Here is a 20,098-nt window from a genome sequence, read left to right as displayed (position 1 = left end):
GCCTTATCCTCAGGCGGCCGCGCCTCGTAGTACCGCGTCGACCAGGGTTTCGGCGAACCCCTCGTCCGGGACCCGCGGGCTCCACAGCATCGACTGCATCATCGACGGCGCCGACAGCATCAGCAGGGTCAGCTCGACATCCAGGTCGGCCCGCAGCTCGCCCGACTCCATGCCGCGCCGCAACACCTGCCGCATCACGTCGCGGCGGGGCTCGACGACCGCCTGGTGCATCCGGCCCAGCTCCGGATCCCGGATGAACTCGGGCAGCAGACACGCGGTGATCTTGCCGTTGCGCCGGGCGTGCGGCGTCCGGTTCGCCTCCATCAAGGCGATCAGGTCGTCGCGTACCGATCGGCCCTCCAACTCGGGCAGCGGCCCTTTCATCGACCGGACCGCGTCGATCAGCAGGGCCTCCTTGTTGGGCCAGCGCCGGTAGATGGTGGCCTTGCCGACACCGGCCCGGGCCGCGACCGCTTCGATGGAGATCGCGGCCGCGCTCTGCCCGTCGCTGAGCATGGCCAGCACCGCGTCGAGGATCGCCTCGTCGGCCTGGGCGTTGCGCGGCCGGCCAGGAGTTTTGCGCTCCTGGCCGGCGCCGGGTGCGGTGTCCGCGATGGTCATGGGGTTCATTGTTACCGAGGCGTTTACGCGTCGACCAGTTCCCCGTCAGGCCGCTCCGCTGCGGCCTGACCGAGGGTCTCGGCGCGCCGCCGGCCGGGCAGCCAGATCGCCGCGACCAGCGCGCCGAGCACCGCGAACACCAGGGTGCCCACCGCGGCGTAGTGCATCGCGGTGATGAACGCCGCGTTCGCCTGGCTGATCAACTCGGCGCCGGCCGGGCCGGCCTGCGCGGCCACCGCGTACGCGCCGGCCACCGACTCGCGCGCGGCCTCCTCGGCGGCTGCGGGCAGGTTCGCCGCGGCGTCGCCGAGATGCCCCCGGTACGCCGAGGACACCACCGCGCCCAGCACAGCCACCCCGAGCGCCCCGCCGAGCTGCCGGATCGTGTTGCTGACCGCCGAGCCGACGCCCGCCTTCTCCCGCGGCAGCGCGGCCATGATCGCCTCGGTGGCCGGCGGCATCACGTTGGCCATGCCGACGCCCTGCACGAAGAACGCCACCGCGACCACCCAGATCGGAGTGCCGGCGCCGATCAGCAGCCAGGTGGACAGCGCCGCCGCGACCAGCAGCAGACCGGCCGTGCTGACCGCCTTCGGCCCGAACCGCTTCACCATGCCGGAGCTGAGCGGCGCGAACACCATCTGGCCGACCGCGAACGGCACGAACAGCGCGCCGGACGCCAGCGGACCGTAGCCGCGGACCAGCTGCAGGTAGAACGCGCCGAAGAACATCGCCCCCATGGCCGCGAAGAACACCAGGCCGATGATCCCGACCGAGGCGGAGAACTGCCGGCTCTTGAACAGGCGCACGTCCAGCGACGGGAACTCGATCCGGCTCTGGTACAGCACGAACGCGCCCAGCACCAGCACACCCGCGACGATCGTGCTCCAGGCCGCGGTCTGACCGAAGCCGTCCTCGCCACCCTTGATCACGCCATAGGTGAGCAGGGTCAGACCGACGATCGACATCAGTACGCCGAGCACGTCGATCCGGTTCGGCTTCGGATCCCGCGACTCCGGCACCAGCACGAACACCAGGACCACGCCGACGATCACGATCGGCACGTTGATCAGGAAGACCGAGCCCCACCAGAAGCTCTCCAGCAGCAGGCCGCCGATCACCGGGCCGATCGCCACGGCCAGGCCGACCGCGCCGGCCCAGACGCCGATCGCGCGGGCCCGCTCACTCGGGTCGAAGACGTTCGCGATGATCGACAGGGTGGCCGGCATGACGGCCGCCGCGCCGAGGCCCATCACAGCGCGGGCCGCGATCAGTTGGTCGGGCGATCCCGCGTACGCCGAGATCAGCGACGCCACCCCGAAGACGATCAGCCCGGCGACCAGCGTGATCCGCCGGCCCAGCCGGTCGGCCAGGATGCCGGCGGTGAACAGCAGCCCGGCGAAGACCAGGGTGTACGAGTTGATCGCCCACTCCAGCTCGCTCTGGGTGGCGCCCAGCCCGCGCTCCGGGTCCGAGATGGTGCTCAGCGCGACGTTGAGCACGGTGTTGTCCAGAACGACCACCAGCAGGCTGATGACCAGCACGCCCAGAATCGCCCAGCGCCGGGGATGCCCGGCCTGCACCTTGTCCATGTCTACCCCCCCGATTTCGAAACGGAACGGTTCCGTAATCCCCGCCGACACTAAGCCTCGGCCCGATGAAACGAAACGGTCTCGTATCGAAATGTGCCCACGGTCACGCCCGCCTCCCGCCCCGGCGGCCGCAGGCCCGGTAGGGCGCGTGGGTGGCGGCTCGCGGGCGCGAGCCGCCCGTCAGGCGGGTTATGGCCTGGCGGTAGGCCGCGTGGGTGGCGGCTCGTGGGCGCGGGCCGCCGGTCAGGCGGGTTTCGGGCTGGCGGTAGGGCGCGTGGGTGGCGGCTCGTGGGCGCGAGCCGCCCGTCAGGCCGGTTTTGGGCTAGCGGTAGGGCGTCTGGGTGGCGGCTCGTGGGCGCGAGCCGCCCGTCAGGCGGGTTATGGCCTGGCGGTAGGGCGTCTGGGCGGCGGCTCCCGGGCGCGAGCCGCCCGTCAGGCAGGTTTGTTTGGCGTGGCCCTCGGCGACGCTGGGGGTCAGCCCGGGGTGGGGTCAGGCGGCGGTGGGGACGGCGGGCATCAGTTCGAGCAGGCCGGCGGCGTCGACCGGGTGAGCGAGGAGGAAGCCCTGGGCGTACTCGCAGCCGAGCTCGCGCAGGACGGCCAGGTCGGCGGCGTTCTCGACGCCCTCGGCGACCGACTCCATGCCGAGGGCGTGCGCCATCCCCACCATCGCGTCGACCAGGGCGCGGCGGGCCGGGTCGCGGGAGATGCCGCTGACGAAGGACTCGTCGATCTTCACGACGTCCCAGCCGTGGTCGGCGACGCGGGCCATCGACGAGTAGCCGGTGCCGAAGTCGTCGACAGCCACCCGCACGCCGGCGAGACGCAGCGGGCCCAGGGCGGCCTCCACGGTCTCCGGGGTGGCCAGGCCGGTCTCGGTCAGTTCCAGGGTGAGCGCGGACGCCGGGGCGCCGGCCCGGGCGAGGGCCGCCAGCACCACCTCGGCGGTGGTTCCGTCGAGCTGGCGCGGGGACAGGTTCACCGCGACCGGGATCCATCGGCCGGTGCGGTTGTACCAGGTGCGCTGCTCGTACAGGGACTGCTCCAGCACGACCGCGAACAGCTGGGCCACCGTGCCGGTAGCCTCGGCGACCGGCACGAAATCGGCGGGCGGCAGCACGCCGTCGACCGGGTGCTGCCAGCGGGCCAGGGCCTCGACCGAGCTGAGGCTGCCGTCGTCGACCCGGAACACCGGCTGGTAGACGCAGAACAGCTCGCCCGGGTGGCTGAGCGCCCGGTGGAAGTCGGCGTCGCGCCGCAAGCGCTGGGCGGCTTCGGCCCGGCTCTGCTGGTCGAAGCGGACCGTCCGGCCGCGCCCGGCCGCTTTGGCCTGGTACATCGCGGTGTCGGCGTCCTGCAGCAGCGACTCCGGGTCGGCGGCGGGGTCGGCGGTGGTGCGCAGGCCGACGGAGAGCGACGCGAAGAACTCGCTGCCGTCGGCGAGGCGCATCGGCCGGCCGAGGTGTTCGGCCATCCGCTCGGCGACCGCGGCGGCCTCGTCGTCGGTGACGTGCGGCATCAGGATCACGAACTCGTCGCCGCCGAGCCGGCAGACCACGTCTCCGGGGCGGACCGAGTCGCGCAGCCGTTCGGCGATGGCGACCAGGAGCTGGTCACCGGCGTCGTGCCCGAGGCTGTCGTTGACGGTCTTGAAGTGGTCGAGGTCGCAGAAGAGCAGGCCGACCCGGGCCGGCCCGCCGGCCGGCAGCGAGCTGAGCGCCAGCGCCAGCCGGTCCATCAGCAGGCCGCGGTTGACCAGGCCGGTCAGGTCGTCATGCCCGGCACGCCGGGCCAGCTCATGGATGGGGGAGAGGAGGCGTACGGCCACCAGCGCCACGGAGACCCAGCCGCCGATGACGAGCGGGGCGTCCGACCGCGGCTCCCAGAACAGGTGCAGGGTCGGCAGCAGCAGGGCCGCCCCGAAGAGGATGAGCGCACGCTGCACGGTGAGCATGACCAGCATCGACCGGCGCGGCGTGGTGGTGACCATCGACGGGTGCAGGCCGGCGGTGGCGATCAGGATCGGCATCGCCATCCAGCCCAGGTCGATCAGGTTGCCCTCGGTGTACGTGCCGGTGAGGCCCTGGTGGGTGTAGAGCGCGTCCGACACGAACCAGGCGACCAGGCCGATCAGCAGGGCCCGGACGCCGGGGGTGCGCAACTCCACCCCGAGTGCCAGGGCGAGCGCGCAGTAGACCACGAAGAGCGTGCTGATCGGGGCGGCGACCGCGACGAACTGGGCGGTCAGGCTGCCTCCGGCGGCCGCGGTGGGTTCGACGACCAGGATCCACGCGATGCTCGCGAACGGGGCCAGGATGACCGCCGAGTCGATGAACGCGGTGCGCCCGGCCCGCGCGGCCAGCACGGCGGTGCCGGCGGCGATGCTGAGGTGGCCGAGCAGGTAGAGGGCGTCCGCGACGGACGGGAACGGCGGTTCCGCGCCGCGGGCGGTGTGACTCGCGAAGATCACGTCGCCGATCCCGGAGGCGGCCAGGCCGGCCACGATCACCAGCCAGCCGAGGCGCCGTTGCGGGTCGTGGCGCTTCAGGCCGTACCAGCAGGCGAGCGGCGCGGTGCAGTTGACCAGCACGTACACCCAGCGGGTGGCCGGGGTCAGCGGTACCGCCACGTAGCTCACGGCGGTCGCCGACGCGAGGACCAGGTAGATCCACCAGAGGTGACGGGTCACGGCGGATGTATCGGCTGTCCTGGCCCGGACGCGAGGGGTCGCCCGGTTCTTAGTCGGCATGAGTATCAAGAAGCTACTGGTGAACAGCGCGCAATTAATAGTTGATTTCCAGGATTGACAATCTATGGCCCGGGGCGGAAACCTGAGGCGGTCGCCACACTCCACCGGGCCGAGCCTCCCGGGTGGTGCTGCGACCTCGTGTCCCAGTCCAGGGAGAGATATCGATGTCCATTCATAGAGTGATCGCCTCCGCCCTGATCGCCGGCGTCGCGCTCGCGGGTTGCTCCGCCGGCGGCGAGTCCGGATCGGCGAGCGCCCCGAAGATCGAGCTCGTCGAGACGACCCCGGCCGCCACCGGCGAGGTGGCGAAGGTGACCTGGGCCCTGCCCTCCGGCGAGCCGGCCTCCCTCGACCCGGCCCGCACCGGCGACTACTCGGCCAACACGGTCGGTACCAACCTCTGCGAGAGCCTGCTGCGCCTGCGGACGGACTACTCCACCGCACCGGGCCTGGCCAGCGAGGTGACCCAGAAGGACCCGGCCACCGTGGTGATCACCCTGCGCGACGGGGTGACGTTCTGGGACGGTTCCGCGCTCACCGCCGACGACGTGGTCTACAGCCTGAAGCGCAACATGGACCCCAAAATCGCTTCGTACGCGGCACACGTCTACGCCAACGTCAGCGCCATCGAGAAGACCGGCCCGCTCGAGGTCACGGTCCGCTTCAAGATTCCGGACGTGCAGTTCGTCCCGGACCTGGCCGGCGTCCCCGGCGCGATCATCCAGCAGAAGTTCGCCACCGAGGCCGGCCCGGCGTTCGGCACCCCGAGTGGCGGCCTGATGTGCACCGGCCCGTTCAAGCTCGGCGCCTGGCAGAGCGGGCAGCGGATCACGATCGAGCGCAACGACTCGTACTGGGACTCCGCCCGCAAGGCCAAGGCCGTCGCGATCGACTTCGTCCCGCTCACCGACAGCAGCACGCTGACCAGCGCCCTGCTCTCCGGCGAGGTGGACGGCGTCTACGGCGCCCCGGTCGGCAGCATCGCCGCGCTCCAGCGCTCGGAGACCGGCAAGCTGTACTTCGGCCCGAGCACCGAGACGGTCAGCCTGGGCGCGGTCGCCGCCGAGGGCCCGGCCGCCGACCCGCGGATCCGGCAGGCCCTGGACCTGGCGATCGACAAGGGCAGCTTCGTGACCAGCGTGCTCAAGGGCGCCGGGGAGCCGCTGAAGACCTTCACCCCGCCGCTGGCCTGGCAGGGCAGTCCGGCCAAGGCCGTCTACGACGCGGGGTACGCCGCCCTGCCCGACACCAGCAGGGCCGACCTGGACGCCGCGAAGAAACTGGTGACCGAGGCCGCGCCGAGCCGCACCGAGCTGGTGATCGCGACCCCGGCCGGTGACCAGTCACTGCTGCAGACCGCCACGATCGCCCAGGCCGCCGCCCAGCAGATCGGCCTGACCCTCACGATCAAGCAGCTGCAGCCCGCCGAGTTCGCCGGCCTCTTCTACGACCCGGCGCTGCGCAAGGGCATCGACCTGATCGCCACCACCGGCTACCTCGAGGTGCCGGGCGCGCTCTACTACGCGCCGGGCTTCGTCTTCCCGGGCGCCGCGTTCAACTGGACGAACTACGAGAACCCCGAGGTCATCGCGAACATGGCGGCGGCCACGTCGGCCACCGACCCGGCCGTGTCGGCGGAGAAGTTCGTCGCCGCCCAGGCCGTGTTCGCGCCGGCCAAGCTGCAGATCACGCTCGCCGGCTCGTACAACCGGCTGTTCCTCAACAAGCGCCTCACCGGCGCCCCGGCCTCGTTCTCCTACATCAGCTCCGCGTGGGCTGCCGAGGTGGGCGCCCCATGATGTGGTTCCTGGCGCGGAAGGCGGGCGCGCTGGTGGCCACGGTCGCGGTGGCCAGCCTGGTGATCTTCGGAGCGCTGTATCTGGCGCCCGGCGACCCGGCGAGCCTGCTCGCGGGCGGGCACCAGCCGAACCCGGCGGCGCTCGCCGAGATCCGGGCCCGCTATCACCTCGACGAGCCGTTCCTCGCGCAGTACTGGCACTGGCTCTCCGGTCTGCTCTCCGGCAACCCGGGCGACTCGATGGTCCTGAAGGAGCCGGTGACGAGCCTGATCGGGGCACGTCTGGCGAACACGGCGCTGCTCGTCGCGTACGCCGCACTCTTGATCCTGATCGTCGGGGTGGCCGCCGGGATCGTGGCCGGCGTCGCCGGTAGGGCGGTGGACGGCGCGCTCACCGTGACCACCACGGTCCTGATGGCGGCCCCGGCATTCGTCGCCGCGATCCTGCTGATCTGGATCTTCGCCACCAAGCTCTCCTGGTTCCCGGTGTACGGCTCCGGAACCGGCTTCTGGGACCGGATCCACCACCTGACCCTGCCCGCGCTGGCGCTCAGCGGCGGCTACCTGGCCTACGTCAGCCGGATCACCCGGACCGAGGTCCGCGCCGAACTGGCCGCCGACCACGTGGCCGCCGCCCGGGTCCGCGGGCTGCCGCGCCGGACCGTGCTGCGCCGCCACGTGCTGCGCAACGCCGCCCCGCCGATCCTCGCGGTCTCCGGCGTGACCGTGGCCGGGCTGTTCGCCGGCACCGCGGTCGCCGAGCAGGCGTTCGGGGTGAGCGGGCTCGGCTCGCTGCTGGTGCAGAGCGCCGCCCGGCAGGACCTGGTCGTCGTGCAGGCCCTGTCGCTGCTGCTGGTCACCGTGTTCGTGGTGGTCAACACGCTGGTCGACGTCACCAACGCGGTGCTCGACCCGCGCCTGCTGAAGGGGAGCGCCCCATGACGGCGATGATCATGCGGGCACCGATCAAGCGCCTCGCCGGTGTGCGCTGGGTGCCCGCGACGGCCGGTGTGGTCTGCGTGCTGGTCGTCTGCGTCGCCATCGCGGCACCCTGGCTGGCGCCCTACGACCCGAACGGCGTGGACCCGCTCAACGCCTACGCCCCGGCCTCGCCGCAGCACTGGCTCGGCACCGACGACCTGGGCCGCGACCTGCTCTCCCGGCTGATCCACGGCGCCCGGACCAGCCTGGCCGGCCCACTGATCGTGGTGCTCGCCGCCGGCACCGTCGGCAGTACCCTGGCGATCACCGCGGCCTGGTTCGGCGGCTGGTTCGACAACCTGATCTCCCGCGCCCTGGACGTGCTGTTCGCGTTCCCCGGCCTGGTCCTGGCGATCACCGTGGCGGCGCTGTTCGGCACCGGGTTCGTCACCCCGGTGGTGGCGTTGTCGCTGGCGTTCGTGCCGGTCATCGCCCGGGTGATGCGGGCCGCGGCGCTGCGCGAGCGGTCGCTGCCCTACATCGAGGCGCTGCGCGTGCAGGGCTTCTCCGCCTGGCACATCTGCCTGCGGCATCTGCTGCCGAACCTGGCGCCGCTGCTGGTGGTCCAGGCCGCGATCGGATTCGGGTACGCCATGATCGACCTCGCCTCGATCTCGTTCCTCGGCCTCGGGTTGCAGCCACCGGCAGCGGACTGGGGGCTGATGATCGCGAACGGTCAGCCGTCGATCCTGGCCGGCTTCCCGCAGCAGTCCCTCGTCGCCGCCGTCGCCGTGGTGGTCACGGTGGTCGCGTTCACCGCCCTGGCCGAACGCCTGGCCCTGCGATTCGGCGGTGACGTGCGATGACCTCACCCCTTCTGGAGTTCGACGGGCTCGCGATGCGGATCGGTGATCGGCCGATCCTGCGGGACGTCACCCTCGCCGTGCACGCGGGGGAGGCGGTCGGCCTGGTCGGCGAGTCCGGCTCGGGCAAGTCGATGACGGTCAAGTCGGTGGTGCGGCTGCTGCCGGACGGCGCCACGGTCAGCGGCAAGGTGACGTTCGGCGGCGCCGACGTGTACGCGCTGAGCCCCGCCGAGCTGCGCCGGATGCGGTCGCGGGACGTCGCCATGGTCTTCCAGGATCCGCGCGCCACGGTCAATCCGGTGCGCACGGTCGGCGACTTCCTCACCGAGGTGCTGCGCGACCAGGGCCTCGGGCGGGCCGAGGCGACGCGGCGGGCAGCCGGGTTGCTGTCCGAGGTCGGCGTCGACCATGTGCCGCGCAGGCTCACCCAGCGGCCGTACGAGTTGAGCGGCGGCCTCCTGCAGCGGGTGGTGATCGCCGCGGCCCTGGCCACCGAGCCGAAACTCATCCTCGCCGACGAGCCGACCACCGCCCTCGACGTGACCACCCAGGAGGAGGTGGTGGCGATCCTCAACGAGCAGCGGCACCGGCGTGCGGCCGCGCTGCTGTTCATCTCGCACGACCTGGAACTGGCCGCCGCGGTCTGTGACCGGATCGCCGTCATGTACGCCGGGGAGATCGTCGAGATCCTGCCGGCCGCTCGGCTGCACACGGAGGCGCGACACCCGTACACGAAGGCGCTTCTGCGGTCCCGGCCCGGAACCGTGCCGCCCGGCACGCGCCTGGAGACCGTGCCGGGCACGCCGCAGTCCGCGGCCGACGCGCCCGCCGGCTGTGTCTTCGCGGACCGTTGCCCACACGCCGGGGACCGCTGCCGATCGGTACGCCCGGCACTGCTGACCATCGGCTCCGGTTCGGTCGCCTGTCACCTGGAGGTGCCGTGCTAGAGGTTCGTGACCTGCGGAAAGTCTTCAAGGGCGGGTTCGTCGCGGTGGACGGCGTCAGCTTCTCGGTGCCGGCCGGCGGCTCCCTGGCGGTGGTCGGCGAGTCCGGCTCCGGCAAGACGACCTGCGCCCGGATCATCACCGGTCTGGAACGGGCCACCTCCGGAACAGTGCTGCTGAACGGCGAGAGTTCCCCCGGTGACCGCAGGCGGCGTGCTTCGGTCGTACAGATGGTGTTTCAGGATCCTTATCAGAGCCTGGACCGCAGGCAGACCGTGCGCGGCTGCCTCGCGGAGGTGCTGAAGCACCACACCGCGCTGGACCGGCCCGGCCGGGACGCGCGCGCCGCCGAACTGCTGGATCTCGTCGGCCTGGACCGCCGGCTGGGCGAAGCCCTGCCGCGGGCGCTCTCCGGTGGGCAGCGGCAGCGGGTGGCGATCGCCCGCGCGCTGGCCGCCGACCCGAAACTGCTGGTCCTGGACGAGGCGGTGGCCGCACTGGACGTCTCCATCCAGGCGCAGATCCTCAACCTGCTCGTCGACGCGCGGGCGGCCACCGGGGTGGCCTACCTGTTCATCACCCACGACCTGTCGGTGGTGCGGCACGTCTGCGAGGACGTGGTGGTGATGTCCCGCGGGCGGGTGGTCGAGTCCGGCCCGGTCGAGCAGGTGCTGACCGAGCCGTCCGCCGACTACACCCGCAAGCTCATCGGGTCGGTGCCGCGCCCGGGCTGGGTGCCGTCCCGGGCGGTCAGTCGTGGCTGAGGCGTTCCAGCAGCGCCTCGCCGGCGGTGCGGACCAGGCCGCCGGAGGCGACCGGGAGCTGGAGCTCGGCCATCATCGAGTTGCCCATCGCCAGACACCACAATCCGTACGCGGCGGAGCGGCGGGCGCCCGGAGAAGCGGCCGGGTACTCGGCGGCCAGCGCGTTCTCCACCGCCTGGATGGCGAGCGTGTAGTGGCCCTGCATGGTGGTGCGGATGCTCTCGTCGGCGACCCCGGCCGTGATGAGCTCGCGAATCACCGTGTCGTCGTCGCTGATCGGCAGGAACCCGCTGCTGAACAGGTAGTCCATCGCGATCGGCAGCTTCTGCGGCGCGGGCGCGGCGGCGATCCTGCCGATGAACTCGGCCTCGCATCCGGTGTAGAGCCAGTTCGCGAACTTGCGGAGCAGGTCGTCCCGGTTGCCGACGTAGTGCCGGACGTGGCTGCGGCTGAGCCCGGACTCCTCGGCCACCCGCTCGAGAGTGGTCCCGGCCAGGCCGTTCTTCTGCAGGCAGCGCGCGGTGGCCTGCATGATCTGCTCGGTCCGTTCCGCGGCCATGCTCGGACGTCCCATCCGGCCCTCCCTCTCGGCGCTCCCAGTCTGCGCGCCCACAGCCTAATTGATTGTCATTTCGGAAAAGAAAACGAGGAGCCTCATGCCTGAGCTGCCCGACCCCCGTCTGGTCTTCGCCTTCGAGGCACGGGTCGACGTGGCCGAAACCCTGCACGTGGGCCGCGGGCCGGAGGAGGTGCTGATGTTCACCCCGATCACCGGCGGCACGGTCTCCGGTCCCCGGCTGTCCGGCAGCGTCCTGGCCGGCGGTGGGGACTGGTCGACCACCCGTGGTCAGGTGACCGAACTGGACGCCCACTACCTGCTGCTGGCCTCCGACGGCGCGGTGATCGACATCCACAATCGCGGGTTCTGGCGGGCCACGCCGGAGATCGACGCGCGGGTCGAGGCGGGGGAGGACCTGCCGGAGACGATGTACTACTACCGGACCAGCCCGGTGTTCCGCACCGACGCGCCGGCGCACCGGTGGCTCGCCGAGTCGGTCTTCGTGGGGCTGGCGCGCGGGGAGAACGGCCAGGTCTGCATCCGCTTCTTCGAGGTGCTCTGATGATCCCGGTGCAGCGGACGGGGCCGGGGCCGCTCTCGCCGGACGCCCGGCAGCACATGGTGCGGATGCGCGACGGGGTACGCCTCGCCACCGACGTCTATCTGCCCGCGGGTCCGGTGGGGCCGGGGCCGGTGGTGCTGACCCGGCTGCCGTACGACAAGTGCGGCGAATACACGTTCATGCCTCGGGTGGCGGCGTACTTCACGGCGCGCGGCTACACGATGGTGGTGCAGGACGTGCGCGGGAAGTTCCGATCCGAAGGGGAGACGCTGCTCTTCGTGAACGAGGCGTACGACGGGCACGACACCCTCGACTGGATCGTCCAGCAGGAGTGGTCGGACGGTGTGGTCGGGATGTGGGGCGACTCGTACTACGGGTTCACCCAGTGGGCGGCCGCGTCGACCGGGCACCCGGCGCTGCGGGCGATCGCCCCGCGGGTCACCGGCACCCGCCTCGGTGAGCTGCCCGGGCCGGTGCCGGGGCAGCGTACGCACGACGTCGAGATGGGTGTAGCCCGGTTCTATCCGCTCAGCATGTTCCACGACCGGGACATCCTCGAGTGGGAGCTGGACTGGACCCGGCGGCCGTACGCGGCCCGCGTCGAGGAGTTCTTCGAGGCGGTCGGGAGCCGGTCGGCGTCCTACGACGTGTGGTTCCCGCACCCGGTGAACCTGCGGCGGTTCCCGGCCGGGCATCCGTTCGACGCGCCGGCCGTGCCGGTGCTGATGACCATCGGCTGGTGGGACAACTGCGCGCCCTGGCAGTGGCACGATCACCGGGAGCTGCAGCGGCGGCCGGCCTGGGCCCGCAACGAGTACCTGCTGCTCGAAGCGATCGATCACGAGAACAACAGCCACTTCTCGCTGGGCGTGCCGAACACCGACGCGTCCTTCCTGCCGCGGTACCTGGATCCGGCGGTCGAGTTCTTCGACGTGTTCCTGCGGGGGAAGGACACTGTGCTGCCGCGTGTGCGGTGGCAGCTGGCCGGATCCGGCGACCCGTCGTGGCGCTCCTGCTCGAGTTGGCCGCCGGTTTCCGCGTACGAAATCGTGGTTCATCCGGCGGGTGCTGCTGCGGCCGTGAGTGACGTGCCCGGCGGAACCCTCGGCTCCGAGCCCGGGCCGGCGGAGACCGCGGTCTGGACGCACGACGCTGCCGACCCGGTGCCCTCGCCGGCCGCGGACGCCTTCTCGTTCCTGGCCGAGCATCCGGACGAGCGCTTGCTCGGCAACCGGCCCGACGTGCTGGTCTTCACCGGCCCGCCCCGGACCACGCCGCTCGACCTGGCCGGGCCGATCCGCCTCGACACCGCGGTCGGCTCGGACGGGCCGGAGATGGACCTGTTCGCCCGGCTGCTCGACGTCGCGCCGGACGGCAGCGCCCGGCTGATCGCTCGCGGACAGCAGACGATCCTCTCTCCCGGCACGTCGTGCCCGGTCACGCTCGACCTCGGGCACACCGGTTACCGGCTCGCCGCCGGGCACGCGCTGCGGCTGACGCTGAGCAGCAGCGATGCGCCGGAGTTCGTGCCCGCCCCCGGCACCGGCGAGCACCGCTGGCTGGCCGTCAAGACCATCCCGAACCAGCAGCGGATCCACCTCGGCGACACCCGCCTCACCTTGACCGCCCTTGCCGCTTCGAAAGGCGATTCATGATCAACTTGACCGCGACCGAGATCGCCGCCCAGGTCCGCGACGGCCGGCTCACCGCGACCGCCGTCGTCGATGCCCACCTGGATCGGATCGCCGCGGTGAACCCGAAGGTCAACGCCGTGACCGTCGTCCTCGACGATCAGGCTCGTTCCGCGGCCGCCGCCCTGGACGCCCGGATCGCCGCGGGTTCCGACCCGGGGCCGCTGGCCGGGGTGCCGATCACCGTGAAGGAGAACATCGACCTGACCTGGTCGGCGACTACCTCGGGGCTGCCGTTCGCGACCGGGAACGTCCCGCCCGCGAACGCCACGTTCGTCGACCGGCTCCTCGCGGCCGGGGCGATCCCGGTGGGGCGCGGCAACATGCCGGACATCGGCCTGCGCTGGGACACCGACAACGATCTGTACGGGCGGACCGTCAACCCCTGGGACCCGGACCGGGTGCCCGGCGGGTCGTCGGGCGGCGACGCGGTGGCGGTGGCGACCGGCATGGCCGCGGCCGGGCTCGGCAACGACTACGGCGGGTCGCTGCGGCTGCCCGCCCACGCGGCCGGGATCACCGCGCTGCGTCCCTCGGCCGGGCGGGTGCCGGCGCCGTCCCGGACCGTCGAGCCGCTGCCGCTGTCCCTGCAGCAGATGGCGGTGAACGGGCCGCTCGCCCGCTCCGTCGACGACCTCGACCTGCTGTTCTCGGTCATGCACGGCGCTGACTCCTACGACCCGCTGTCGCTGTCGGTGCCGCATCCGTCCGGCTACGACGGGCCGCGCCGGGTAGCGGTCACTGTGGACCCGGCCGGCTGGGGAGTCGATCCGGCGGTTGCCGGTGCGGTGCGCGCGGCCGCGTCGGCGCTGGCCGCAGCGGGCTGGGAGGTCGAGGAGGTGTCGCCGCCGGCGGTCGACCGGTGCGCCGTCCTCTGGCGGCAGCTCTCCTCCACCGAGAACGCGCCGATGCTGATCAACCCGGGCGTCTTCCCGGGGCCGCTGTCGGCCGGGACCGTCCAGTACTTCCGCGACAACATCGCCGACGTCACCCTCCTGGACACGTCCGCTGCCTACCAGGGCGCCTGGGCGGAGCGCTTCGTGCACGCCGCGGCGTGGCGTGAGTTCCACTCCCGCTATCCAGTCGTGCTCGGCCCGGTGACCACTCAGGAAATGCCGCAAATCGGGTACGACCTGAGTGGCCCCGCCGCGACCACAGAACTCTGGCGTGCCCACCGCCTGCTCGTGACGGCCAACTTCCTCGGCCTGCCCGCCGTCGCCGTCCCGACTGGTCTTTCCGGCCGCCGCCCGCTCGGCGTCCAGGTGATCGCCCGCCAGCATGCCGATCACATCGCGCTCGCCGCCGCCCGCGACATCGAGGCCGCGTTCCCACCCGTCACCCCCATACCGGCTGGTTAACACGGCTGTTCCCGCCCCTCCGGAACAGCCCTGAGAGCCAGCCGACCGACCCGGGCTGACGGCCACCGCTGCCTCCCGGCGCGGGAAGCAGCGCTGGCCGTCAGCCGGTTTCCTCAGCTGACGCTGAGCGCTGCCTCCCGGCGCGGAAAGCAGCGGTGGCCGTCAGCTGGCCGGTTCGGCTGACGCTGAGCGCTGCCTCGCGGGCCGGGAGGCAGCGGTGGCCGTCAGCTGGTCGGCTCGGCTGGCGCTGAGCGCTGCCTCGCAGGCCGGGAGGCAGCAGTGGGGGTCAGCTGGACCGGCCGGGCTGACGGTGAGTGTTGCTTCGGGGGCCGGGAGGCAGCAGTGGGGGTCAGCTGGCCGGCTCGGCTGACGGTGAGTGTTGCTTCGGGGGCCGGGAGGCAGCGCTTGGTGTCAGCTGGACCGGCGGGCTGGTTCTCACGGCTGTGTCAACGGGGTGGCTGGAACCGCCGGGTTAACCAGCTGGACTGGTGGTTTGCGCGGTACCGGCGCGCCGGCGGTGCGTGTGAAGCTCAGCCCCGTGCTGTTTCCCGGCGGCCGCGCTGGGGCCCGGCCTGGCTGCCGGGCCGCGTCGTGCGGCGGGGAGGTGTGGATTGTGGGGGACGGCCATTGCCCGTACGAAATCAGGTCAAAGACTGCCACGCGCTCACCAGGGAGTGACGGAATTCGGCGGCCTGCGCCGCCGTGAGTTTGCCGATCATGCGGTCTTCCAGTTCGCGGACCGGGCCGGCGAACGTCGTCAGCAGCGAGCGGCCCTCGTCGGTCAGGCGGATGAGGAGTTCGCGGCGGTTGCCGGCGTTGCGTTCGCGGCGGATCAGGCCGCGGGTCTCCAGGGTGCGGACCATGTCGGCCATCGACTGCGCGGTGACGAACGAGTCGCGCGCGAGTTGGGCGGCGGAGAGGCCGTCGTGGCGTTCGAGGACGGTGAGCGCGGTGTATTGCAGGGCGGTGATGCCGGCGGAGCGCACGAGGTCGTCGAGGTGGCTGCGCACCGCGAGTTCGAGCTGTTTGACCAGGTAGAGCAGGGACGGCATCACGATGCTCCTCGGTTTCGCAGGGGACGCCAGATTACCCCATTGACAGGAAACCTGATCGTCAGGTTGACTCGAGATCAACAGGATTCCTGTTAATGACGCGGCGGTGTGCCGGATCGACGGCTGCGGGGCCCGGGCCGGTGCACCGCCCGCATCTTCTGTGAGAGGTTGATGAGCATGGATCTGACTGGCAGGGTCGCCATCGTCACCGGCAGCGGGCGCGGGCTGGGTCTGGCCTACGCCAAGGCGCTCGCCGCGGCCGGTGCGTCGGTGGTCGTCAACGACGTGGACCAGGCTGTCGTGGACGCAGCGGTCGCCGAGATCCCCGGAGCCGTCGGTGTGGCGGCGGCGGTCGGCAGCACCGAGACCGCGGACCGGCTGGTCGCCGCGGCGGTGGAGAGCTTCGGCCGGCTCGACGTGCTGATCACCAACGCCGGCATTCTGCGCGACCGGGTGCTCTGGAAGATGTCCGACGACGACTTCGACGCCGTGGTGAACGTGCACCTGCGTGGCACCTTCACCTGCGCCCGGGCGGCCGCGGTCCGGATGCGCGAGCAGGGTTTCGGTGGGCGGCTGATCCTGATCTCGTCGCCGGCCGGGCAGCGGGGCAACTTCGGGCAGACCAACTACGCGGCGGCCAAGGCGGGCATCGCGGCGATGGCCCGGACCTGGGCGCTCGAGCTCGGGCGGGCCGGGATCACGGTGAACGCGGTGGTGCCGGTGGCGGCCACCGAGATGACGAAGACGATTCCGGCGTTCGGTCCGGTGATCGAGGAGGCGGAGCGGACCGGGCAGCCCTATCCGGCCTGGCTGCGCCGTGATGAGGGGCTCGGAACGGTCAAGGATGTCACCGGGCTGATCACGTTCCTGGCCTCGGACGCCGCGAAGGACATCACTGGGCAGGCGATCGGGATCGGCGGCGACAAGCTCGCACTCTGGTCGCACCCGGCGGAGAAGACGGTCAAGTTCGCCGACGGGGGCTGGACGGCGGACGCGATCGAGGCCGCCTGGGACTTCGCGCCGGAGACCTACGGCATTCCGGCCCCGCGGTCATGAACCTCGACCAGCTCACCGCCATCGACGTGCATACGCACGCCGAGGTCAGCCGCGACGGGCGCAGCTCGCTCGACCCGGCGCTGCTCGGCGCCTCGGCCGACTATTTCAAGGCGCACGACCACCGGCAGCCGACCATCGACGAGATGGCGTCCTACTATCGCGACCGCAACATGGCCGCCGTCGTCTTCACCGTGGACGCCGAGCACGCCACGGGGCATCCGCGGATCGCCAACGAGGAGATCGCCGCGAACTGCGCGGAGCATCCGGACGTGCTGATCCCGTTCGCCAGCATCGACCCGCACAAGGGCCGGGCCGGCGTCCGCGAGGCCCGGCGACTCGTCGAGCAGTTCAAGATCAAAGGCTTCAAGTTCCACCCCAGCCTGCAGGGCTTCGCCCCCGACGACCGGCTCGCCTACCCGCTGTACGAGGCGATCGAGGAACTCGGGGCGGTCGCGCTGTTCCACACCGGACAGACCGGCATCGGCGCCCGGGTCCGCGGCGGCGGCGGGATCCGCCTCAAGTACTCCAACCCGATGCTGGTCGACGACGTCGCGGTGGACTTCCCGGACCTGCGGATCATCCTGGCTCACCCGTCCTTCCCCTGGCAGGACGAGGCCCTCGCGGTCGCCACCCACAAGGAGCACGTGCACATCGATCTCTCCGGCTGGTCGCCGAAGTACTTCCCGCCGCAGCTGGTCCGGTACGCGAACAGCCTGCTGCAGGACAAGGTGCTCTTCGGCTCCGACTACCCGGTGATCACCCCGGACCGGTGGCTCGCCGACTTCGCGAAGCTCGACATCAAGGACACGGTCCGGCCCAAGATTCTGCGTGACAACGCGGCCCGCCTTCTATTCAGGGAGAACGCCAAATGACCACCACCGTGAACGGCCTCGACGGACTCAAGGCACTCGTCGGCCAGGACCTCGGTTCGTCCGAGTGGCTGGAGATCACCCAGGAGCGGGTGAACACCTTCGCCGACGCCACCGACGACCACCAGTGGATCCACGTGGACGTGGAGCGGGCCAAGAGCGGACCGTTCGGCGGGCCGATCGCCCACGGCTACCTGACGCTGTCGCTGGTCATCCCGCTCTTCTCGTCGCTGCTCAAGGTCGAGGGCGTCAAGATGGGCCTCAACTACGGGCTGGAGAAGGTGCGGTTCCCGAGCCCGGTGAAGGTGGGTGCGAAGATCCGGCTGAACGCCAAGGTGGTCAGCGTCGAGGAGGTGGCCGGCGGCGGGGTGCAGAGCACGTTCGACTTCATCGTCGAGGTGGACGGCTCACCGAAGCCCGCCTGCATCGCACGTCCCGTCTACCGGCACTATGCGTAACTCCGGCATCGGATCCTGGCCGGCGCGCCGGGCGGCGATGTCGCCCGGCCGCACGGCGCTGGTCTTCGAGGATCAGCCGATTTCGTACGCCGAACTGCACCAGCGCATTCTCCGGCTGGCCGCGGCTCTGCGCGGTTCCGGAGTGCGGCCCGGCGACCGGGTCGCCTATCTCGGGCCGAATCATCCGTCGTTCATCGAGACGATGTTCGCGACGTACGCGCTCGGTGCGATCTTCGTGCCGCTCAACTTCCGGCTGACCGCGCCGGAGATCTCCTACCAGATGCGCCACAGCGGGGCGATCGCACTGATCACCGCGCAGCCCTTCGAAGGCGACATTCCAATCAAAGTGGATTTGTCGGACTTCGAGGGTTTTGTGGGGAGCGGTGAGCCGGTCGAGCTGGACGAACCCGTCAGCCACGATGATGTCGCCTGCATTCTCTACACCTCGGGGACGACCGGGAACCCCAAGGGCGCCATGCTCACCCACGGCAACCTGATCTGGAACACGTACAACCTGCTGGTCTGCGTCGACGTGGCGAGCGACGAGGTCACCCTGGTCAGCGCCCCGCTCTTCCACGTCGCCGCGCTCAACCAGTGCCTGCTGCCCACCTTCCTCAAGGGCGGCACCTCGGTGATCATGCCGGGCTGGAACGTCGACGGCTGCTTCGACATGATCGCCAAACACCGAGTGACCTGGATGTTCGGGGTCTCGACGATGTTCGCCGGCCTGGCCCAGTCGCCGCGCTGGGCGGACGCAGACCTGTCCTCGGTGCGCAACCTGATGACCGGCGGCGCGTCCGTGCCGGAGGCGCTGATCCGCACCTACCAGGACCGGGGGCTGGCGTTCTGCCAGGGCTACGGGATGACCGAGACGGCGCCGGGCGCGACCTTCCTGGAAGCGCGGGAGAGCCGCGAGCACGTCGGGTCGGCCGGGCTGCCGGTCTTCTTCACCGACGTCCGCGTCGAAGGGGGAGGCGGGGAGCCGGGCGAGGTCCTGGTCCGCGGCCCCAACGTCACGCCCGGCTACTGGAACGACCCGGCCGCGACGGCGGCGTCCTTCGTGGACGGTGACTGGTTCCGCACCGGCGACCTGGCCGTGGTTGGCGACGACGGGCACTTCCGGATCGTCGACCGGACCAAGGACATGTTCATCTCCGGCGGCGAGAACGTGTATCCGGCCGAGGTCGAAGCCGCCATCTTCGAGCATCCGGCGGTGGCGGAGGCCGCGGTCGTGGGGGTGCCGGACGAGAAGTGGGGTGAGGTGGGGCGGGCGTTCGTCGTACCGGTGCCCGGTTCCCGTCTGGAGCCGGCCGACGTGCCGGCCTTCCTCGCCGGGCGGCTGGCCAAGTACAAGATCCCGGTCTACGTCGACGTGGTGGCGGAGCTGCCGCGGACCGGGTCCAACAAGGTTCGCAAGGGGCCGCTGCGGGACCTGCCGCTGCCCGGCCGCCTCAGTCCGGCCAGGCCAGGCTGACCAGGTCGGGCAGGGTGCCGGCGGCCGGGCCGTGCAGGTTGACGGCGGCGATCCGGTCCAGCGGCGTGGGCTGCGGGTTCACCTGGATCACCGCGGCGCCGGACCGGGCCGCCAGCCGCGGGATCTCGGCGGCCGGGTAGACCAGTCCCGACGTACCGATGGTCAGCAACACGTCGGCGTCGGCGGCCGCCCGGACCGCCGCCTCCAGAGCCGCCTCCGGCAGCGACTCGCCGAACCACACCACCCCTGGCCGGATCATGCCGCCGCAGCTCGCACACGACGGCGGTGCGAGACGCCGTCCGCCGTCCGGTTCACCGGTGAGCGCGGGCAGCACCGCCGGTTCGGCGCAGATGGTGCAGCGCGGCGCGAACAGGCTGCCGTGCAGGTGGACGGATTGCGCTGAACCGGCTCGTTCGTGCAGGTCGTCGACGTTCTGCGTGATCACCGCGGTGTGCGGGGCGTGCGCCTCGATCGCGGCCACGGCGTCGTGACCCGCGTTCGGGCGGACGCTGGTCACCCGGTGGCGGCGCCACTCGTACCACCCCCAGACCAGCTCCGGATCTTCCTGGAACGCCTGCGGCGTGGCCAGTGACTGCGCGTCGAACCGTTCCCACAAACCGGTGAGCGCGTCCCGGAAGGTGGGCACGCCACTCTCCGCCGAGATCCCGGCGCCGGTGAAGACGGCCACCCGCTGCGCCTGGGCCAGCAGCTTCGCGGCCTCCCGCAGGTGCTCCATGCGATCCCCTCCCGGCGATGATCCGTAC

At 71.4% G+C, this 20,098-nt stretch carries 18 protein-coding genes; 12 read left to right on the top strand and 6 right to left on the bottom strand.

Going from position 1 to position 20,098, the window contains the following annotated elements:
* Positions 1-9 precede the first annotated feature (9 nt).
* The 3 genes from OHA21_RS24640 to OHA21_RS24630 form a co-directional block, all read right to left on the bottom strand.
* A complete protein-coding gene (locus tag OHA21_RS24640; RefSeq protein WP_442875136.1) occupies positions 10-630 on the bottom strand; it encodes a TetR/AcrR family transcriptional regulator in 621 nt (206 codons plus the stop codon).
* Positions 631-644: 14 nt separating this feature from the next.
* Positions 645-2,213: an MFS transporter gene (locus tag OHA21_RS24635; RefSeq protein WP_328477492.1), complete on the bottom strand. Its 1,569-nt coding sequence runs from the start codon at positions 2,211-2,213 to the stop codon at positions 645-647.
* A 490-nt stretch (positions 2,214-2,703) separates the two neighbouring features.
* On the bottom strand, positions 2,704-4,902 hold the full coding sequence (locus OHA21_RS24630; protein ID WP_328477490.1) for a putative bifunctional diguanylate cyclase/phosphodiesterase: 2,199 nt from the start codon (positions 4,900-4,902) through the stop codon (positions 2,704-2,706).
* Positions 4,903-5,126: 224 nt separating this feature from the next.
* Between OHA21_RS24630 and OHA21_RS24625 the strand changes: the two genes are divergently transcribed.
* Genes OHA21_RS24625 through OHA21_RS24605 form a run of 5 tightly spaced genes read left to right on the top strand, consistent with a single transcriptional unit; the run spans position 5,127 to position 10,255 of the window.
* Positions 5,127-6,761 (top strand): ABC transporter substrate-binding protein, encoded by a 1,635-nt coding sequence (locus OHA21_RS24625; protein WP_328477488.1) that lies wholly within the window; start codon positions 5,127-5,129, stop codon positions 6,759-6,761.
* On the top strand, positions 6,758-7,702 hold the full coding sequence (locus OHA21_RS24620; protein ID WP_328477486.1) for an ABC transporter permease: 945 nt from the start codon (positions 6,758-6,760) through the stop codon (positions 7,700-7,702). Before OHA21_RS24625 ends, OHA21_RS24620 begins: the two co-directional genes overlap by 4 nt.
* On the top strand, positions 7,699-8,547 hold the full coding sequence (locus tag OHA21_RS24615; RefSeq protein WP_328477484.1) for an ABC transporter permease: 849 nt from the start codon (positions 7,699-7,701) through the stop codon (positions 8,545-8,547). The genes OHA21_RS24620 and OHA21_RS24615 overlap by 4 nt, the downstream gene beginning before the upstream one ends.
* Positions 8,544-9,494, top strand: a complete 951-nt coding sequence (locus OHA21_RS24610) for an ABC transporter ATP-binding protein (RefSeq protein ID WP_328477482.1) — start codon at positions 8,544-8,546, stop codon at positions 9,492-9,494. The genes OHA21_RS24615 and OHA21_RS24610 overlap by 4 nt, the downstream gene beginning before the upstream one ends.
* The gene (locus OHA21_RS24605) at positions 9,488-10,255 is read left to right on the top strand and encodes an ABC transporter ATP-binding protein (RefSeq protein ID WP_328477480.1); all 768 of its coding nucleotides are present in this window, start codon (positions 9,488-9,490) and stop codon (positions 10,253-10,255) included. The genes OHA21_RS24610 and OHA21_RS24605 overlap by 7 nt, the downstream gene beginning before the upstream one ends.
* Here OHA21_RS24605 and OHA21_RS24600 read toward each other — a convergent pair.
* Complete coding sequence (locus OHA21_RS24600) at positions 10,242-10,829, bottom strand: TetR/AcrR family transcriptional regulator (protein ID WP_328477478.1); 588 nt, start codon at positions 10,827-10,829, stop codon at positions 10,242-10,244. The two genes, OHA21_RS24605 and OHA21_RS24600, sit on opposite strands and share 14 nt — an antisense overlap.
* An 82-nt stretch (positions 10,830-10,911) precedes the next feature.
* Here OHA21_RS24600 and OHA21_RS24595 point away from each other — a divergent pair, with 82 nt between their 5' ends.
* The 3 genes from OHA21_RS24595 to OHA21_RS24585 are packed head-to-tail and all read left to right on the top strand — an operon-like array spanning position 10,912 to position 14,425.
* On the top strand, positions 10,912-11,376 hold the full coding sequence (locus OHA21_RS24595; protein WP_328477476.1) for a DUF3237 domain-containing protein: 465 nt from the start codon (positions 10,912-10,914) through the stop codon (positions 11,374-11,376).
* A complete protein-coding gene (locus OHA21_RS24590) occupies positions 11,376-13,031 on the top strand; it encodes a CocE/NonD family hydrolase (RefSeq protein WP_328477474.1) in 1,656 nt (551 codons plus the stop codon). Before OHA21_RS24595 ends, OHA21_RS24590 begins: the two co-directional genes overlap by 1 nt.
* Entirely contained in the window at positions 13,028-14,425 is a 1,398-nt protein-coding gene (locus tag OHA21_RS24585; protein WP_328477472.1) for an amidase, read from the top strand. The genes OHA21_RS24590 and OHA21_RS24585 overlap by 4 nt, the downstream gene beginning before the upstream one ends.
* Positions 14,426-15,066: 641 nt before the next feature.
* Here the strand turns inward: OHA21_RS24585 and OHA21_RS24580 are convergent.
* Entirely contained in the window at positions 15,067-15,477 is a 411-nt protein-coding gene (locus tag OHA21_RS24580) for a MarR family winged helix-turn-helix transcriptional regulator (RefSeq protein ID WP_328477470.1), read from the bottom strand.
* A gap of 177 nt (positions 15,478-15,654) precedes the next feature.
* Between OHA21_RS24580 and OHA21_RS24575 the strand changes: the two genes are divergently transcribed.
* Genes OHA21_RS24575 through OHA21_RS24560 form a run of 4 tightly spaced genes read left to right on the top strand, consistent with a single transcriptional unit; the run spans position 15,655 to position 19,334 of the window.
* Positions 15,655-16,533, top strand: a complete 879-nt coding sequence (locus tag OHA21_RS24575; protein ID WP_328477468.1) for an SDR family oxidoreductase — start codon at positions 15,655-15,657, stop codon at positions 16,531-16,533.
* Entirely contained in the window at positions 16,530-17,405 is an 876-nt protein-coding gene (locus tag OHA21_RS24570) for an amidohydrolase family protein (RefSeq protein ID WP_328477466.1), read from the top strand. The genes OHA21_RS24575 and OHA21_RS24570 overlap by 4 nt, the downstream gene beginning before the upstream one ends.
* Positions 17,402-17,860 carry a MaoC family dehydratase gene (locus OHA21_RS24565; protein ID WP_328477464.1) on the top strand — a complete coding sequence of 153 codons (459 nt, stop codon included), beginning with the start codon at positions 17,402-17,404 and terminating at the stop codon, positions 17,858-17,860. Before OHA21_RS24570 ends, OHA21_RS24565 begins: the two co-directional genes overlap by 4 nt.
* Positions 17,853-19,334 carry an acyl-CoA synthetase gene (locus OHA21_RS24560; RefSeq protein ID WP_328477462.1) on the top strand — a complete coding sequence of 494 codons (1,482 nt, stop codon included), beginning with the start codon at positions 17,853-17,855 and terminating at the stop codon, positions 19,332-19,334. The genes OHA21_RS24565 and OHA21_RS24560 overlap by 8 nt, the downstream gene beginning before the upstream one ends.
* Here the strand turns inward: OHA21_RS24560 and OHA21_RS24555 are convergent.
* Positions 19,312-20,070, bottom strand: coding sequence for an SIR2 family NAD-dependent protein deacylase (locus OHA21_RS24555; protein ID WP_328477460.1), 759 nt, complete (start codon positions 20,068-20,070; stop codon positions 19,312-19,314). The genes OHA21_RS24560 and OHA21_RS24555 overlap by 23 nt on opposite strands.
* Between the last annotated feature and the right edge of the window lie 28 nt (positions 20,071-20,098).

The organism is Actinoplanes sp. NBC_00393, assembly GCF_036053395.1.
Lineage (GTDB): Bacteria > Actinomycetota > Actinomycetes > Mycobacteriales > Micromonosporaceae > Actinoplanes.
Note: the sequence above shows the minus strand (reverse complement) of the source record. Positions and strands in the feature narration are given on the sequence as shown.

Excerpts from the sequence above, each read along its gene's own strand:
- OHA21_RS24640 (WP_442875136.1), bottom strand. The coding sequence starts at position 630 with ATGAACCCCATGACCATCGCGGACACCGCACCCGGCGCCGGCCAGGAG.
- OHA21_RS24635 (WP_328477492.1), bottom strand. The coding sequence starts at position 2,213 with ATGGACAAGGTGCAGGCCGGGCATCCCCGGCGCTGGGCGATTCTGGGC.
- OHA21_RS24625 (WP_328477488.1), top strand. The coding sequence starts at position 5,127 with ATGTCCATTCATAGAGTGATCGCCTCCGCCCTGATCGCCGGCGTCGCG.
- OHA21_RS24620 (WP_328477486.1), top strand. The coding sequence starts at position 6,758 with ATGATGTGGTTCCTGGCGCGGAAGGCGGGCGCGCTGGTGGCCACGGTC.
- OHA21_RS24615 (WP_328477484.1), top strand. The coding sequence starts at position 7,699 with ATGACGGCGATGATCATGCGGGCACCGATCAAGCGCCTCGCCGGTGTG.
- OHA21_RS24610 (WP_328477482.1), top strand. The coding sequence starts at position 8,544 with ATGACCTCACCCCTTCTGGAGTTCGACGGGCTCGCGATGCGGATCGGT.
- OHA21_RS24600 (WP_328477478.1), bottom strand. The coding sequence starts at position 10,829 with ATGGGACGTCCGAGCATGGCCGCGGAACGGACCGAGCAGATCATGCAG.
- OHA21_RS24595 (WP_328477476.1), top strand. The coding sequence starts at position 10,912 with ATGCCTGAGCTGCCCGACCCCCGTCTGGTCTTCGCCTTCGAGGCACGG.
- OHA21_RS24590 (WP_328477474.1), top strand. The coding sequence starts at position 11,376 with ATGATCCCGGTGCAGCGGACGGGGCCGGGGCCGCTCTCGCCGGACGCC.
- OHA21_RS24585 (WP_328477472.1), top strand. The coding sequence starts at position 13,028 with ATGATCAACTTGACCGCGACCGAGATCGCCGCCCAGGTCCGCGACGGC.
- OHA21_RS24580 (WP_328477470.1), bottom strand. The coding sequence starts at position 15,477 with ATGCCGTCCCTGCTCTACCTGGTCAAACAGCTCGAACTCGCGGTGCGC.
- OHA21_RS24575 (WP_328477468.1), top strand. The coding sequence starts at position 15,655 with ATGGATCTGACTGGCAGGGTCGCCATCGTCACCGGCAGCGGGCGCGGG.
- OHA21_RS24570 (WP_328477466.1), top strand. The coding sequence starts at position 16,530 with ATGAACCTCGACCAGCTCACCGCCATCGACGTGCATACGCACGCCGAG.
- OHA21_RS24565 (WP_328477464.1), top strand. The coding sequence starts at position 17,402 with ATGACCACCACCGTGAACGGCCTCGACGGACTCAAGGCACTCGTCGGC.
- OHA21_RS24560 (WP_328477462.1), top strand. The coding sequence starts at position 17,853 with ATGCGTAACTCCGGCATCGGATCCTGGCCGGCGCGCCGGGCGGCGATG.
- OHA21_RS24555 (WP_328477460.1), bottom strand. The coding sequence starts at position 20,070 with ATGGAGCACCTGCGGGAGGCCGCGAAGCTGCTGGCCCAGGCGCAGCGG.